The sequence below is a fragment of the Mycobacterium sp. WMMD1722 genome, assembly GCF_049315205.1.
GTDB lineage: Bacteria > Actinomycetota > Actinomycetes > Mycobacteriales > Mycobacteriaceae > Mycobacterium.
In genome coordinates this window covers 1,114,127-1,127,541 of the sequence record NZ_CP186056.1, presented here as the reverse complement: position 1 = coordinate 1,127,541, position 13,415 = coordinate 1,114,127, and the positions used below count along the sequence as shown (strand labels likewise).

Annotated in this window: 15 protein-coding genes; 2 read left to right on the top strand and 13 right to left on the bottom strand. The window is 68.0% G+C overall.

All coding sequences use genetic code 11. The features are described from left to right. From ACN27E_RS05230 to ACN27E_RS05195, 8 genes are all read right to left on the bottom strand, one after another. Positions 1 to 807, bottom strand: coding sequence for an ABC transporter ATP-binding protein (locus ACN27E_RS05230; protein WP_422747134.1), 807 nt, complete (start codon positions 805 to 807; stop codon positions 1 to 3). A gap of 11 nt (positions 808 to 818) precedes the next feature. Beyond that, the gene (locus tag ACN27E_RS05225) at positions 819 to 1,880 is read right to left on the bottom strand and encodes a FecCD family ABC transporter permease (protein WP_422747132.1); all 1,062 of its coding nucleotides are present in this window, start codon (positions 1,878 to 1,880) and stop codon (positions 819 to 821) included. Beyond that, positions 1,877 to 2,926 carry a FecCD family ABC transporter permease gene (locus tag ACN27E_RS05220; RefSeq protein WP_422747130.1) on the bottom strand — a complete coding sequence of 350 codons (1,050 nt, stop codon included), beginning with the start codon at positions 2,924 to 2,926 and terminating at the stop codon, positions 1,877 to 1,879. The genes ACN27E_RS05225 and ACN27E_RS05220 overlap by 4 nt, the downstream gene beginning before the upstream one ends. A 5-nt stretch (positions 2,927 to 2,931) precedes the next feature. After that, positions 2,932 to 3,738 (bottom strand): siderophore-interacting protein, encoded by an 807-nt coding sequence (locus ACN27E_RS05215; protein ID WP_422747128.1) that lies wholly within the window; start codon positions 3,736 to 3,738, stop codon positions 2,932 to 2,934. Between the two features lie 71 nt (positions 3,739 to 3,809). Next, on the bottom strand, positions 3,810 to 3,995 hold the full coding sequence (locus ACN27E_RS05210; RefSeq protein ID WP_422747125.1) for a long chain fatty acid-CoA synthetase Faa4p: 186 nt from the start codon (positions 3,993 to 3,995) through the stop codon (positions 3,810 to 3,812). A 171-nt stretch (positions 3,996 to 4,166) separates the two neighbouring features. Continuing rightward, on the bottom strand, positions 4,167 to 4,583 hold the full coding sequence (locus ACN27E_RS05205; RefSeq protein ID WP_422747124.1) for a DUF5313 domain-containing protein: 417 nt from the start codon (positions 4,581 to 4,583) through the stop codon (positions 4,167 to 4,169). 25 nt (positions 4,584 to 4,608) lie between these two features. Continuing rightward, positions 4,609 to 5,100 carry a MarR family winged helix-turn-helix transcriptional regulator gene (locus ACN27E_RS05200; protein ID WP_422747122.1) on the bottom strand — a complete coding sequence of 164 codons (492 nt, stop codon included), beginning with the start codon at positions 5,098 to 5,100 and terminating at the stop codon, positions 4,609 to 4,611. Between the two features lie 730 nt (positions 5,101 to 5,830). Beyond that, positions 5,831 to 6,271, bottom strand: a complete 441-nt coding sequence (locus ACN27E_RS05195; protein ID WP_422747120.1) for a hypothetical protein — start codon at positions 6,269 to 6,271, stop codon at positions 5,831 to 5,833. A gap of 92 nt (positions 6,272 to 6,363) precedes the next feature. On the opposite strand from ACN27E_RS05195, the gene ACN27E_RS05190 reads away from it, so the two are divergent. After that, positions 6,364 to 6,741, top strand: a complete 378-nt coding sequence (locus ACN27E_RS05190; protein ID WP_422747119.1) for a hypothetical protein — start codon at positions 6,364 to 6,366, stop codon at positions 6,739 to 6,741. A gap of 6 nt (positions 6,742 to 6,747) precedes the next feature. Here ACN27E_RS05190 and ACN27E_RS05185 read toward each other — a convergent pair whose 3' ends face one another. Together ACN27E_RS05185 and ACN27E_RS05180 are read right to left on the bottom strand one after the other, a co-directional pair. Continuing rightward, entirely contained in the window at positions 6,748 to 7,908 is a 1,161-nt protein-coding gene (locus tag ACN27E_RS05185) for an LLM class flavin-dependent oxidoreductase (RefSeq protein WP_422747117.1), read from the bottom strand. A gap of 23 nt (positions 7,909 to 7,931) precedes the next feature. Next, positions 7,932 to 8,573, bottom strand: a complete 642-nt coding sequence (locus tag ACN27E_RS05180; protein ID WP_422747115.1) for a TetR/AcrR family transcriptional regulator — start codon at positions 8,571 to 8,573, stop codon at positions 7,932 to 7,934. Between the two features lie 91 nt (positions 8,574 to 8,664). Between ACN27E_RS05180 and ACN27E_RS05175 the strand changes: the two genes are divergently transcribed. Continuing rightward, positions 8,665 to 10,425, top strand: a complete 1,761-nt coding sequence (locus ACN27E_RS05175) for an N-acyl-D-amino-acid deacylase family protein (protein WP_422747112.1) — start codon at positions 8,665 to 8,667, stop codon at positions 10,423 to 10,425. A 4-nt stretch (positions 10,426 to 10,429) separates the two neighbouring features. On the opposite strand, the gene ACN27E_RS05170 is transcribed toward ACN27E_RS05175, so the two are convergent. From ACN27E_RS05170 to ACN27E_RS05160, 3 genes are all read right to left on the bottom strand, one after another. Beyond that, positions 10,430 to 11,869: an MFS transporter gene (locus ACN27E_RS05170; protein WP_422747110.1), complete on the bottom strand. Its 1,440-nt coding sequence runs from the start codon at positions 11,867 to 11,869 to the stop codon at positions 10,430 to 10,432. 70 nt (positions 11,870 to 11,939) lie between these two features. Further along, complete coding sequence (locus tag ACN27E_RS05165; protein ID WP_422747109.1) at positions 11,940 to 12,083, bottom strand: hypothetical protein; 144 nt, start codon at positions 12,081 to 12,083, stop codon at positions 11,940 to 11,942. A gap of 138 nt (positions 12,084 to 12,221) precedes the next feature. Next, complete coding sequence (locus ACN27E_RS05160) at positions 12,222 to 13,412, bottom strand: cytochrome P450 (RefSeq protein ID WP_422747108.1); 1,191 nt, start codon at positions 13,410 to 13,412, stop codon at positions 12,222 to 12,224. Positions 13,413 to 13,415 lie beyond the last annotated feature (3 nt).

The following is a 13,415-nucleotide window of genomic DNA, read 5'->3' as shown; positions in this document are numbered from 1 at the left end:
TCACCGGCCCTGCGCGGTCAGGTGCGGGGAGGCGCGGGGCACGACCAGCGGTGTCCCGGTCTGCGGGTCGTCGATGATCTGGCACTTCAGACCGTAGACCGATTCGACCAGCTGTTCGGTGATGACGTCGCTCGGAGCTCCCTGCGCGACAACCGCTCCCGACTTCATGGCGATGATCTGGTCGGCGTAGCGGCAGGCGTGGTTCAGATCGTGCAGCACGGCCACCACGGTGCGGTCCTGTTCCCGGTTCAGGAGGGAGAACAGGTCCAGGAGCTCCACCCGATGGGCGATGTCCAGATATGTCGTCGGCTCGTCGAGCAGGATCAGGGACGTCTGCTGCGCGAGCACCATGGCCACCCAGACCCGTTGGCGCTGACCACCGGAGAGTTCGTCGACCAGCCGGCCCGCCAGATCGGCCACCCCGGTGTACCTCAAGGCCTCCGCCACCGCCGCTTCGTCGCCACGTGACCACTGCCGGAACGCGCTCTGGTGGGGGAATCGTCCGCGGGAGACGAGGTCGGCCACCGTGATGCCCTCGGGCGCGATCGAGGTCTGGGGGAGGAGCCCGAGGCGGCGCGCCACCTCCTTGGTGTGCAGCGTGGTGATGTCCTGACCGTCGAGGATCACCTGACCGCCGGCCGGTTTCAGGAGCCGGGCCAGACCCCTCAGCAGAGTCGACTTACCGCAGGCGTTGGGTCCGACGATTGCGGTGAGGGCACCGTCGCGGATGTCGACCGACAGCTGGTCGATCACGGACACGTCCTGGTATCCGATGGTCAGGCCGTCAGCCTGTAGACGACTCGACATCCACTGTTCTCCTATCGGTTTCGCGCTTGCGAGACGAGTAGGTACACCAGGTAGGCACCGCCCAGCGACACGGTGACGGCCCCCACGGGCAGCTCCGTGCCCTCGAGCAGGTGTTGGGCGAGCACGTCGCTGGCAAGGAGCAGTACGGCGCCCATCGCGGCGGAGGGAACCAGCGCGACACCCGGACTCGCCGTGAGCCGCCGCACGAGTTGCGGCGCAGCCAGCGCGACGAAGGTGATCGGCCCCGCGGCGGCGCAGGACAGCGCCACCATGCCGACGGCGATCACGAGGTAGATCAGCCGGGCCCGGTCGGGGTGTAGCCCGAGGGCCCCGGCGGCGTCGTCGCCCAACTGCAGGATCTGCAACCGGTGCCCCAAGGCGACCAGTGGCACCACCAACAGCAGCAGACAGGCCGTCACCGGCAGCACCTGCTCCCAGCCCAGTCCGTTGAGACTGCCCTGCTGCCAGATCGAGGCGGTCATGGCCGTGTGGAGATCGATCTTGATGATCACCCACTGGTTGACGGAGTTCAGCACCGCGCCGATCGCGATGCCGACCACGATGAGCCGGAATCCCGCGATGCCGTTGCGGTAGGACAGCGCGTAGACCGCGGCTGCGGTGACGAGGCCGCCGATCAGGGCACCCGCCGCGACGGCGTAGTAGCCACCGCCCGCTCCGGCGATGACGACCAGCGCCCCGGTGTACGCCCCGGCGTTGATCCCGATGATGTCCGGGCTGCCCAGAGCGTTGCGGGTGAGCGCCTGAAATATCGCACCCGACACGCCCAGGGCAGCACCAATGATGAGCGCCAACAACATTCGCGGCATTCGCCAATCGAGCACGACGACCCGGTCGAAGGAGGTGTTGGCACCCATTAGCACCCCGACGACGTCGGCGGGCGCCACCGTGTACCTGCCGATGCCGATCGCGAGCACGGCGACGACGACCGCGCCCGTGAGCAGACCGCCGACCACCAGCGTCGTCCGCCACGAGGCCCGCAGCGACACGGCGCCGATGCGCACCACGTAGTGGCGGCGCACGGCGGGGGTGCCGTGTTCCCGGGCGCGATTCACGATCGGGAGGTTCCGTGCCGTCGGATCAACCAGATCAGCACCGGCGCGCCGAGGAACGCGGTGACGATGCCCGCCGGCAGTTCGGCCGGACGGATCACCACCCGGCCGACGATGTCGGCGGCGAGCAGCAGGGCGGGTCCGAGGACCGTTCCGTATGCCAGGATCCACCGCCAGTCCGGGCCGGTGATCCATCGGACCGCGTGCGGCACCATCAGTCCGACGAAGCCGATGGGCCCGGCCCCCGCGGTGGCGGCGCCGGCGAGCAGCGTGACGGCGACCAGGCTCAGCGCGCGGGTGCGGGCGACGTTGCCACCCATGCTCGTGGCGAGGTCATCGCCCAGGGCTGCGACGTTCAGGGACCGCGCCACCACCACGCACAGCACGGCGCCGATGGCGATGAACGGCGCGATGGCGGCGGACACCTCGAGTGATCGGCCGTCGAGCGCTCCCGCATCCCAGAAACGCATGTTGTCGAATGCCCGGGGCTTGTGCAGCCGGATCACATAGCCGACGCCGTCCAACACCGCCCCGACCGCCACGCCGGCGAGCAGCACCCGGACCGGGGTCACCGCACCGCGGCCGGTCATGCCGACCAGGGAGACCAGGGCCATCGCGCAAAGCGCGCCGGCAAAGGCGAACCAGATGTAGGTCCACACCCCGGTCATGCCCAGGAATGCGATGGCGACGACGACGAACAGCGCCGCGCCCGAATTCACGCCGAGGATCTCCGAATCGGCCAGCGGGTTGCGGCCGACGGCTTGAATGAGCGTGCCGGACAGGGCGAGTGCAAGACCGGCGAGCAGCGCCAGAACGGTCCGGGGAATGCGGAGGTCGTGCACGATCCACTGGTCCCCGACATCGCGGTAGTCGGTGAGCGCCTGCCATACGGTTGGCACCGAGACGTTCTCGGTGCCGATGGCCAGGCTCGCGAGACCGGTGATGACGAGAACCGCGGCGGCGATCGCCAGGCCGGCGGTCCGCGCGGTACGCGACAGCTGGTGCGCAGCCGGGGCCGGAGCCGTAGCCGGCGGAGCGCTCGTCGTCACGGCGATTACAGGCCGACTCGCTCGAGTGCCTCGTCGAACTCCTCGAAAGCGATCTTGTCGCCCTTACCGGCGGCGAGGGCGCGCGTGTAGACGGCGACGACGTCCGCTTCGACGAGCGCGAAACGCCGGTCCCAGAGCTGGCTGTCGGCACGCCAGTATCCAGTGATGTCGTACTGCTCGATCGACCAATCGAGCTGACGCACATGCTTGCGCACGGCCCGCGATTCGGCCGCCTCACCGGCGAACCAGCAGTAACCCCGTGTCGCCGGCATCGGGAGGTCGCGCACCAGTTCGGTCAGCCGACTGCGGGTGGCACCGTTTCCGGTGCCGACGGTCGCTACGACCTCGATGTCGGGGTGGCTGGGCAGGTAGTCGAGGTCAGCACGATCAGCCACCTCCACGACGGCCGTCGCGGGGGTTCCCGCGGGGTGGCCGGACATGATCCGGGCCAGTGCCGGCAGACCGGACAGGTCGCTGATCAGTAGGTGCCACTCACTTTGCGGGTCGGGACGGTGCCACGACCGTGCGTGATCGAGCCCCACCCGGGCACCCGGTTTCACGGTGCGGGCCCAGGTGGTCCCCGGACCAGATGCGTGCAAGACGACGTCGATGTCGATGTGGTCGGCGTCGTGATGACGCACTGAGTAATTGCGGCCGGCAAAGTCCGGCGCCGCATCGAAGTAGACGCCGACCGCTGCATCGGCGGCAGGCGGAATTCCCAAGCCGGCAGGATCGTCGATGTGCAGCGTGATGCGGCGCAACCGCCGCGTCAGTTCCACGCTGCGTACCACCGAAGCATAGGTAAAGCTCACCTAAGTGAAGCTACCTCGTCAGGCCGCGCGGTTGTGCGCCCCGGTTAGCACCGGGACGGGGGGACGCTTCGTCAGTCGCGCGACCACACGGCAACGTAGCCGAGCGGGATACCGGTGTGGCGAGCGATGAGCTCACGCGCGGCGATCTCGACCTCGGCCCGGTCGTGCCGCCGGGTCACGGCGTCCAGTTCGGGAATGGTGATGGTCCAGCCGGTGGTGTCCGGTGCCACGACGATCTCGAAGGCCTGTCCGGCCATCGGCGGAAGGGCGCGTCGCGAGGCGCTACGGGGAACGATCCGCGACCGGCATCCGTGTGAACTCCGAAGCGTGGCAGACATGTCGGTGTGCTTTCTGCAGCGGTGATCTGGGCCGCGGGACAATGTACGTCTCGGCGCGTGGCTTCACCAAATCACCGCCGCCCGGACACCTCAGAAGGGGCTGCTGTTGGCCTGCCAGCGCGCTTCTTCCGGCCGCGGACCGTAGCGCCGGGCGTAGTCCTCGTGGATGTGGGCGTCCTTCTTGCGCTTGATCGCATCGACGAGATTGGGATCGAGGCCATGCTGGGCGAGGCGGTGCCGGCGCCAGATCTTGTTCAGCGCGAGCGCCATCAGGATCGCCCAGGCGTAGATGGGCACGGTCATCTCGAGGTGTACGTACAGCGACGCCGGCAGCAGCCAGAACGGCGCCAGGATCAGCAGCGGGGGGATGGCCATGCGGATCATGTGGCGGCGGACTGCTCCGGGGCCGGCGAGATCGCGTGCCACCCACTCCCGCATCGACGCCGGCAACTGTCGTCCATAGGAATAGGTGACGTACTGCAAGGCGTTGGGTCGCTGCGCGGCCATCAGGGCTCCTGTTCGGTTCGGTGTGTCAGGCGTCGAGGGTTCCGGCCGCCAGGGCGGCGGCGTTGATGCGGGTCAGCACTCGGTGCAGCTCCTCGAGTTCGGTGAGGTCCACTCCCAGGCGGGCGACCACCGCGGGCGGGATCTGCAGAGCGCGATTGCGCAGGGCCACTCCCTCGGCGGTGAGTTCGACATCGGTCGAGCGTTCGTCGACGGTACTGCGGGTGCGGGTGACCAGACCGAGCGCTTCCAGACGCTTGAGCATGGGGGAGAGCGTGGCGGGTTCGAGTTGGAGTGCCGTGGCTATCTGTTTGACCGACAGCGCCGACGCACCCGGCAGGGACGATCGGCGGTGATCCCAGAGAGCCAGCATCACCAGATACTGCGGGTGGGTGAGTCCGAGTGGTTCCAGCAGCGGCCGGTACACGGCGAGTACGGCGCGGTTGGTCACGGCAAGCGCGAAGCACACCTGGCGCTCGAGCGCGAGGGGATCGACGTCCGGAGCGAGCTGGGCGGTCACATCTAGACCGTAGCTAATAGTTAGTGCCCTATCTATGTCACCTCGGTCACTTGGCATACTTCCGCCTGTGCGCAGCGATCAGGAGATCCGTCGACGCACCGAGCGCGCCGTCGCGGCCGCCGTCGAGGCCGGTCGCGGCCGCGGACTCGCAGTGGGTGAAGCTCGAGTGCTCTACGACGTGTTCTCGGTCGTGGTCCATCTCGCACCCGCGCCGGTCGTGGCGCGCGGCGCGGGGCTTCCCCGTCGTCGCACCGAGTCCACTGCTGAAGGCGGAACCCGTTCGCAGCGACGGATTTTCGATCACGTTCTGGGAGTACCTCGAAGAGGTCGCCAATGCGGACTCCGACCCGGCGTTCCGCTTCGAGATGACCGCGCGGCTACATGCCGCCCTGTATGAACACGGCGGCGACGGTCTCGGCTTCGGGACGTCCTACAGCGAGTTCATCCCGGCCGGGCTCCCCGACCTCGCCGACCGGCCGGACCTACTGAGCGCCGTGGATCTTGCTCGCGCACAACGTGAATGGATGAAGATCAGCTCGGTGCTGACGTCCCGGCAGAGCCTCATGGCGGCGTTTCCGGGCGTCGAGTTCCAGACCATCCACGGCGACGCTCCGTTCTACAACCAGATCCCGACCGCCGACGATATCCGGTGTTCGGACTTCGAACTGGTGGCCGTCGGCGTCCGCGAATCCGATCTGGCCATGGCCGGACCGGAGGGCGTGGCCGCCGATCAGGTGATGCTGACGACCGCGCGCTGTCCCAGGGGTGACTGCAACGGCACGTCGAGGCTGCCGACCACGCCGATCGCGATACACGCCCGCTGCGCAGCCTCCGGAAGCGTGCCCGAGCGCAGCTTCACCGCAACGATGTCGGCGGTCTCCTGGACCTCCGCGTGCACGCCGTAGCACTCCGGTGTACCGGTGGTGAATTCGACGGCAACAGAGCGGTCGTCGGGCAGGCGGCTCCACGCCTGGATCAGCTGAGGACGCGTGTCGATGATCGCGGGATTGTCGACGAACGCGGTGACGCGGCCGAGGGGCTGCTCGGGCACCACCGTGATCGTCGGCCCCGGAGCCGGCACCAGTTGGGCGGGGGCGACGGGGGCACTGACGACGAGGAGCGCCGCCGCGATCGCGGTGGCGGCGATGACGGGGTATGTGGCGCGGCGCATGTGTTCAGGCTACGCGTGGCCGGTCATGCCGAGTCGTCTCGCTCATCGGACCAGAAGCCGGTTTTCAGCGGCACGTATACACGTGAGGTGGTATGACCGATGGGCAGCCGGCCACAGGAGAGACCATGTCGCACCGCCACCACGTCATCGGGCCAGTCATCGTGACGGCCGTCGGAACATGGGCGCTGGCCGCCGCGATGCCGGTCGCGCTGGCGCAGCCGTCGCCCAACGTCCCGCTGCCAACCCAAGACAGCGCAGAAAAGACAATCGTCGACGGCTATATCGCCAAGCAGATCGGCTGCACTCCGGACTCCCCGCCGCAATTCGAGTCGATCACGTGGTATCCACCGGGCTTCGTCGACGCGGTCGGCGGTACCGGCATGATTCACGACGCGAACCCAGCCCTGGGCGGAGAGTTCACCGCCACCTGGACCGGGGGCGAGTGGGACGTCGAATACCTGTATTGCTAGCGCCTCTCACTGCTGGGGTCGGCCCGCCGCGCGTTCTGCCGCATGGTCCTCGATGGCTTTACCGATGGCGTGGGCGGCCCGGTCGACGAATTCGGTGCCGCTGCCAGTGACCCAGTCACGAGAGGCGATCGGCGCCGCGAGCTGACCGGTGAAGTGCGGCATGACGTATTCGGCGAACAGTTCGTAGCTGCGCAGCTTGGCCGCGGGTGGGGCCCAGTCGTGGTCGAAAAGCAGGAAGGCACCGAATCCGCCGTCGCTGGCCTCGATGAGTTCCTCGATCTTGGCGATCGCATCCTCGGGCGTGCCGATCACGGCGAAGCCGGATTCGCGGTTGTTGGCGATGATCTCCGCGGCGGTGTCGCCTTGCACGGGTCCCGCGGGCAGGATGTGGCTGAAGTAGCGGGAGAATGCGGCGATACCGTATTCGACGTCACGCTCGGCCTGCTCTCGGGTGTCGGCGAGGTGCATCGGTCCGACGAGCCGCCACTTCGACCGGTCGGCGACGTGGCCGTGGTCGAGCGCGACCTCCTCCCAGGTGGACCAGTGCTGGGCGAGCAGGTCCATTCCCTGGCGGGCGGTCGCGGCGATCGACAGCATGCCGATCCCGTGCCGGCCCGCCCCGCGCGGTCCGGTGGGGGAGAACGACGCGGCGACGGCGACGTCGAAACACGGGTCGCTGTAGGGCGCGAGTTGCAGCCGGGCGTCCTGCAGCGTGAATCCGTCGGTGTGCATGGTGACGGTCTCGCCGCGCAGCAGTCGCATGATGGCTTCCAGGCACTGCTCCATGCGGGGGCGCTGTTCGTCGGCCGGTATACCGAGCATGTGCGCATCGGAGGTGAGTTGACCGGGTCCGCAGCCCAACATGACCCGGCCCCGCGTCAGGTGGTCGAGCAGCACCATGCGGTCGGCCAGCATCAGCGGATGGTGGTAGGGCAGTGAGCTGACGCCGGTGCCGAGTTTGATGTGCTTGGTGCGCTCGGCGGCAACGCCGATGAAGACCTCGGGCGAGGCGATGATCTCGAACCCGGCGGAGTGATGCTCGCCCACCCACGCCTCGTCGAAGCCGAGGCGGTCCATGGCCACGATGAGGTCGAGATCCCGTTCCATGGCCAGCGTCGGATTCTGACCGGTGGGATGAAACGGTGCCATGAAGTTGCCGAAACGCATGGGGGAGTTCCTTTCTCAGCGGCTCAGCGGCTCAGCGGCGCCAGCAGCGCCTCGAGTCCGTATTCGAAAACGGCGTCGTAGTCGGTGGGTGCCTGCAGCGCTTCGACGAGAGCCCGATCGGGCCACGCGTCGGTCCACAGCGACGGGTCCTCCTCATCGTGTTTGGCGCCGCGCACCGCCGAGAATTGCATGACGGCCGAGGAGATGACGTGTACCTGCACGGCTCGCAGGACGAGTGCGGCATGCCTGCCGGTGACTTCGAGTTCGGCCAGCTGCGCTGCCAGCGCCCGCTGCACGGGTAGGAACAGCTGCGGGGTGCGGTCGCGTTCATGCGCCACCCCGAGCAGCTGTTGGCGTTCGATGAGGACCCGCCGTTGCGAACGTGCAAGTGCGGCAATGCGTTCCACCGGAGAATCGCCGTCGGCGGGCAGATTGGCCAATTGCCCGAGCAGGCGCTCGACCAAACTGTCCAGTAGTTTGTCCCGGCCGCCGATGTGCCAGTAGATGGCGGTCACCGCGACACCGAGCCGCTCGGCGAGACGGCGCATGGTCAGGGCCTCGACCCCGTCGGCTTCGATCATCCGGGCGGCGGCCACCAAGATGGTTTCGGCACTGACGCCGGAACCACCGGCGCCGTCGCGACGCGCGGCGCGTTTCTGCGTCACGATCCGCCCCCTCGAAACCGGCTCCCAAAACTCTGTAACGGTGTTACATTCGCCACCATAACGGCTGGCACGACATTCCTGGGAGAAACGCGTGTTCGACCTGAAGATCATCGGCGGAACCGTGGTGGACGGCACGGGGGCCGACCGCTTCACCGCCGACGTGGGAATCAGCGACGGCAGGATCGTCGAGGTGCGCCGCCGAGGTCCTGGTGACATCGCGCTGGAGGGCGAGGCGGCCGAAACGATCGACGCCACCGGCAAGATCGTCGCTCCAGGATTCGTCGACATCCACACCCACTACGACGGCCAGGTCAGCTGGGACGGCGTGCTCGAACCGTCGAGCAATCACGGCGTGACCACCGTGGTGGCGGGCAACTGCGGCGTCGGGTTCGCTCCGGTCCGGCCCGGCAGCGAGGAGTGGTTGATCTCGCTGATGGAGGGCGTCGAGGATATCCCCGGAACCGCCCTGACCGAGGGGATCACCTGGGGCTGGGAAAGCTACGCGGAGTACCTCGATGTCATCGAGTCGCGGAAGCTCGCCGTGGATTTCGGGAGTCAGATCGCACACGGGACGGTTCGCGCCTACGCGATGGGTGAGCGGGGCGCCCGGAACGAGCCGGCCACACCGGAAGACATCGCCGCGATGAGCCGGCTGGTCCAAGAGGCCGTCGAGGCCGGGGCGCTCGGCTTCTCGTCGTCGCGCACGATCGCCCACCGCGCGATGGACGGCGAACCCGTCCCGGGGACATATGCCGCCGAAGACGAGTTGTTCGCCCTCGGTCGCGCCATGGCCGCCGGCGGCGCCGCCGTCTTCGAACTGGCCCCGCAGGGTGCGGCAGGGGAGGACATCGTCGCACCGAAGAAAGAGCTGGAGTGGATGCAGCGGCTCGGCGCCACGATCGACTGCGCACTGAGTTTCGCCCTCATCCAGGTGGACGCCGATCCCGATCTGTGGCGGGAGCAACTGGATATCTCGGCCGCGGCACACGAGGCCGGTAGCCGTCTGCATCCGCAGATCGCCGCGCGGCCGTTCGGGATGCTGCTCGGATTTCCGGGCCATCACGCCTTCACGCACCGGCCCACCTATCGACGGCTGAAGGCCCAGTGCACCCGGGAGGAACTCGCGGCCCGGCTGGCCGAGCCGGCGGTGCGCGCCGCCATTCTGGCCGAGGACGACCTCCCGATCGATCCGACCAAATTGTTCGACGGGATGTTCGCGTTGGCGCAGAACGTGACCGAACGGCTGTACTACCTCGGTGAGCCGCCCAACTACGAGCCGACCGAGCAGGACACCGTCGCGGCGATCGCGCGCGAGCGGGGGCAGGATCCCCTGGCGACCATGTACGACCTGATGCTCGAAGCCGATGCCGGAAACATGCTGATGTATCCGATGTTCAACTACTCCCAGGGCAATCACGACGCGATCCGGGAGATGATCACCCACCCGGCCGGGGTCATGGGCCTCTCGGATGGAGGTGCGCACTGCAGCATGATCTGTGACGCGTCGTATCCGACATTCCTGCTCACGCACTGGGCGCGGGATCGCCACCGTGGCGCCACGCTGCCGCTGGAGTACGTCATCCGCAAACAGGCGCACGACACCGCGCAGTTGTTCGGACTCACCGACCGCGGCGTCGTCGCCGTCGGGAAGAAAGCCGACATTAACGTCATCGACATGGACGCGCTCACGCTGCACGCACCGCGGATGGCCTACGACCTGCCTGCCGGTGGACACCGGCTGGTGCAGGGGGCATCGGGCTATGTCGCCACCATCGTCAGCGGCGTGGTGACACGCCGCGACGGCCTCGATACCGGCGCTCGGCCGGGCCGGCTGGTGCGCGGGGCGCGCTGAGCGCTCAACCCCACTCGTGGTTCATCGCCTGAGAGTCGACAGTGGTCGCCGTCGCCCGGCGCGGGCGGGTCAGCGCGATGAGCACCAACGCCAGTGCGGCGGTGACCGCGCCCGCGACGAAGATCACCAGAAACGATCGCTCCGGTGGCAGGCCGGTGACCGCAGACGGATGGCTCAGTAGCACGGCGACCACCGCAGCAGCGATCGCGCTGCCCACCGTTCGGGCGATGGCGTTGACGCCGGTCGCGACGCCGGTCTCCCGGCTGTCCACCTCGCTGACCACCAGCGCCGGCAGGGCGCCGTAGGCGAGGCTGATGTAGGCATTGACCAGGATTCCGGCTCCGACGACCTGCCACACCAGGTCGTGGGCGGCGGCGAGCGCGACGAAACCGACGACGCCGGTCAGCGCGCCGGCCAGCAGAACCGGCCGCGCACCGAAGCGATCGATGAAGCGGCCACTGAGGGTGGCGGTGACGAAGCCCGCCAACGCGCCGGGCAACAGGAAGACCAGGCTGGCGTAGAGCACCGATGCGGAGAAGCCGTAGCCCGCGGCGGCGCGGTCCATCTCGACGAACTGGGTCAACCCGAGGAATCCGAAATACAGCCCGGTGCCGACGAAGATGGTGGCGAGATTGGTCAACATGACCGACGGCCGGGTGAGCATCTCGATCGACACCAGCGGATGGGTGAGGCGACGTTCCCAGAACCACCACGCGGCGAGGATGACGACACCCGCCACCGCGACTGCAATCGTCGCCGGGGCCGTCCACCCCCAGGTGTTGCCCTGGGTGATCGCCAGCAAGACGCCGGACAGGCCCGCGGCCAGGCCAGCCGCACCCAGCCAGTCGACGGTGCCCTCCGCCTCGGCGTCGCGTGACGGGACGATCACCGCGGCGAGCACGATGACCACGGCGGTGAACACCGCGGTCAGCCAGAAGACGCGGTGATAGCCCGCGTCGCCATTCATCAGCAGCCCGGTGACGACCAGCCCCGCGCCGCCGCCGAAGCCGAGCGTTCCGGAGAGCACCGCCAGCGCACCGCCCACGGCCTCCTCCGGGATCTCCTCGCGCAGGATCGCCACACAGATGGGATACAGCGCGAACGAGACACCCTGTAGGACGCGGGCCGCGATCAGCAGCGACAGAGTCGACGTTGTCGCCGCGAGTAGGGATCCGGCCAACACCACGGCCAGCACCACCAGCAGAACACGCTTCTTGTTGTACAGATCGGCCAACCGGCCGAGCAGTGGTGTGGACGCAGCGGCAGCGAGCAGGTTGCCGGTCACCGCCCAGCTGACCGCGACGGGGCTGGCGTCGAGCTGACGGGCCATCACCCCGAGCACCGGGACGACGGCGGTCTGGAGGACCGCGACGGTCAGCGCCACGAAGCCGAGGCCGACGATCAACAGACGTGGGCGGGTGGACGTGCTCACGACGTGCGACACGGGCCTCCTTCGGCGATTAGCTATTTAGCCTATGCAAAGGAGTGCGCGGCGGTCGCGCCGGGTCTCGGTGTCAGCGACCCTCATTGGCGTCACCGGGATGGGGCGTGTTGTCTTCGTCGACATACGCCTCACGATCGGTGTCGACACCCTCGGCCTGGCGGGGACCCTCGTTCGTTCCCTGACTCTCGACCGCATCCGCAGCGTCGCTGGGCATCGTCACAATCGGTCCTTACTGTCGTTGTCCGGCCCATCCGATCGGAGGGTCGTTCACCGTCAATGTGCCCGATCCGAGACCAGTTGAACCGCGGTCACCTCCGCGGGCACACCCATCCACGGATCCAGCGTGACCGCCTCAAGCTGCGATGAGCCGTACGGGAAGCCGCTCGTGACGATGAATGATGTTGTTGACGGCCCAGATCGGCTCACCGGCGATCTCGATGCGGTCGACGCGGTCGAGAAGCGCCTTGAGCATCGCGGTCGTTTCGATGCGGGCGAGCCCCTGGCCGGCGCAAGCGTGTGCGCCGCTGCCGAATCCGACATGGCGTCCGGCGTCGTTACGGATGTCAAAGACGTCGGGCGCTTCCCAGGCGAGTTCGTCGCGATTGGCGGACGCGTACAGCACCAGCACCCGCGCACCGGCCGGAAGCGTGACGTCGGACACCGAGCTGGGCCGTACCGATTTGCGTGTGAACGCCCGCAGCGGTGACGCGAAGCGCACGACTTCGTTGATGGCATTGGGAATGAGCGAAGGGTCGTCCTTGAGTAAAGCCCACTGCTCTGGATGGGTGGCGAACAGATGGATGGCACTGGAGATGGCGCTGATCGTCGTATCGAGCGACGGGGCGATGTAGTCGACGAGCAGTGGCGGCACGTCCTGCTCGCGCAGCGTTCCGTCGTCGACGGCGGTGAGCAGTTCATCAGCCAGGCTTCCCGGTAACACGCTGCGTTCTCGGACTACGCGTCTGGCGAAGCGCAGCATGTGCACGCTGCGGGGCACGGCTCGCAGTGCCTGCCGGTTCAAGGGGCCCAGGATGTCGAACGTGGCCGCCGCCCAGTCGAGCAGGTGCTCCCGTTGATCTCGCGGCCACCCCACCAGATCGGGTACGACGGCCAAGGGCAGTGCGGTGGCCAGCTCGGCCACCGCGTCGACACGCTGCCTGCGGACGGCGCGTTCGACGATGGCGGCGGCCTGCGCGTCGACTTCGTCGCTCAAGGTGCGCAGCGTTCGCGGCATCAAGCGGTGGGCGACGAGTTTGCGGCGACGTTCATGCTCGACGCCGTCGCTGTTGAGGGTGGTGCCACAGGACAGTCGGTTGGTGAACGAGTTGGCCGCGACTCCATGCCCCGACAGGTATGTGCCGTCGTCGCGCAGCGTGGCTTTGCACTCCGCGAAGCGCGGTAGTGCGACCAGTCGGTGGCGCGCCAACCAGACCACCGGCCCCAGCCGGCGAATCGCTCGATAGTGCGGGTACGGATCGAGAATGGCTGAGCGGCTGTAGATGTCGGGTCGGTACACCGGGAGGTGCGGGGGTCGACGAAGCACGGA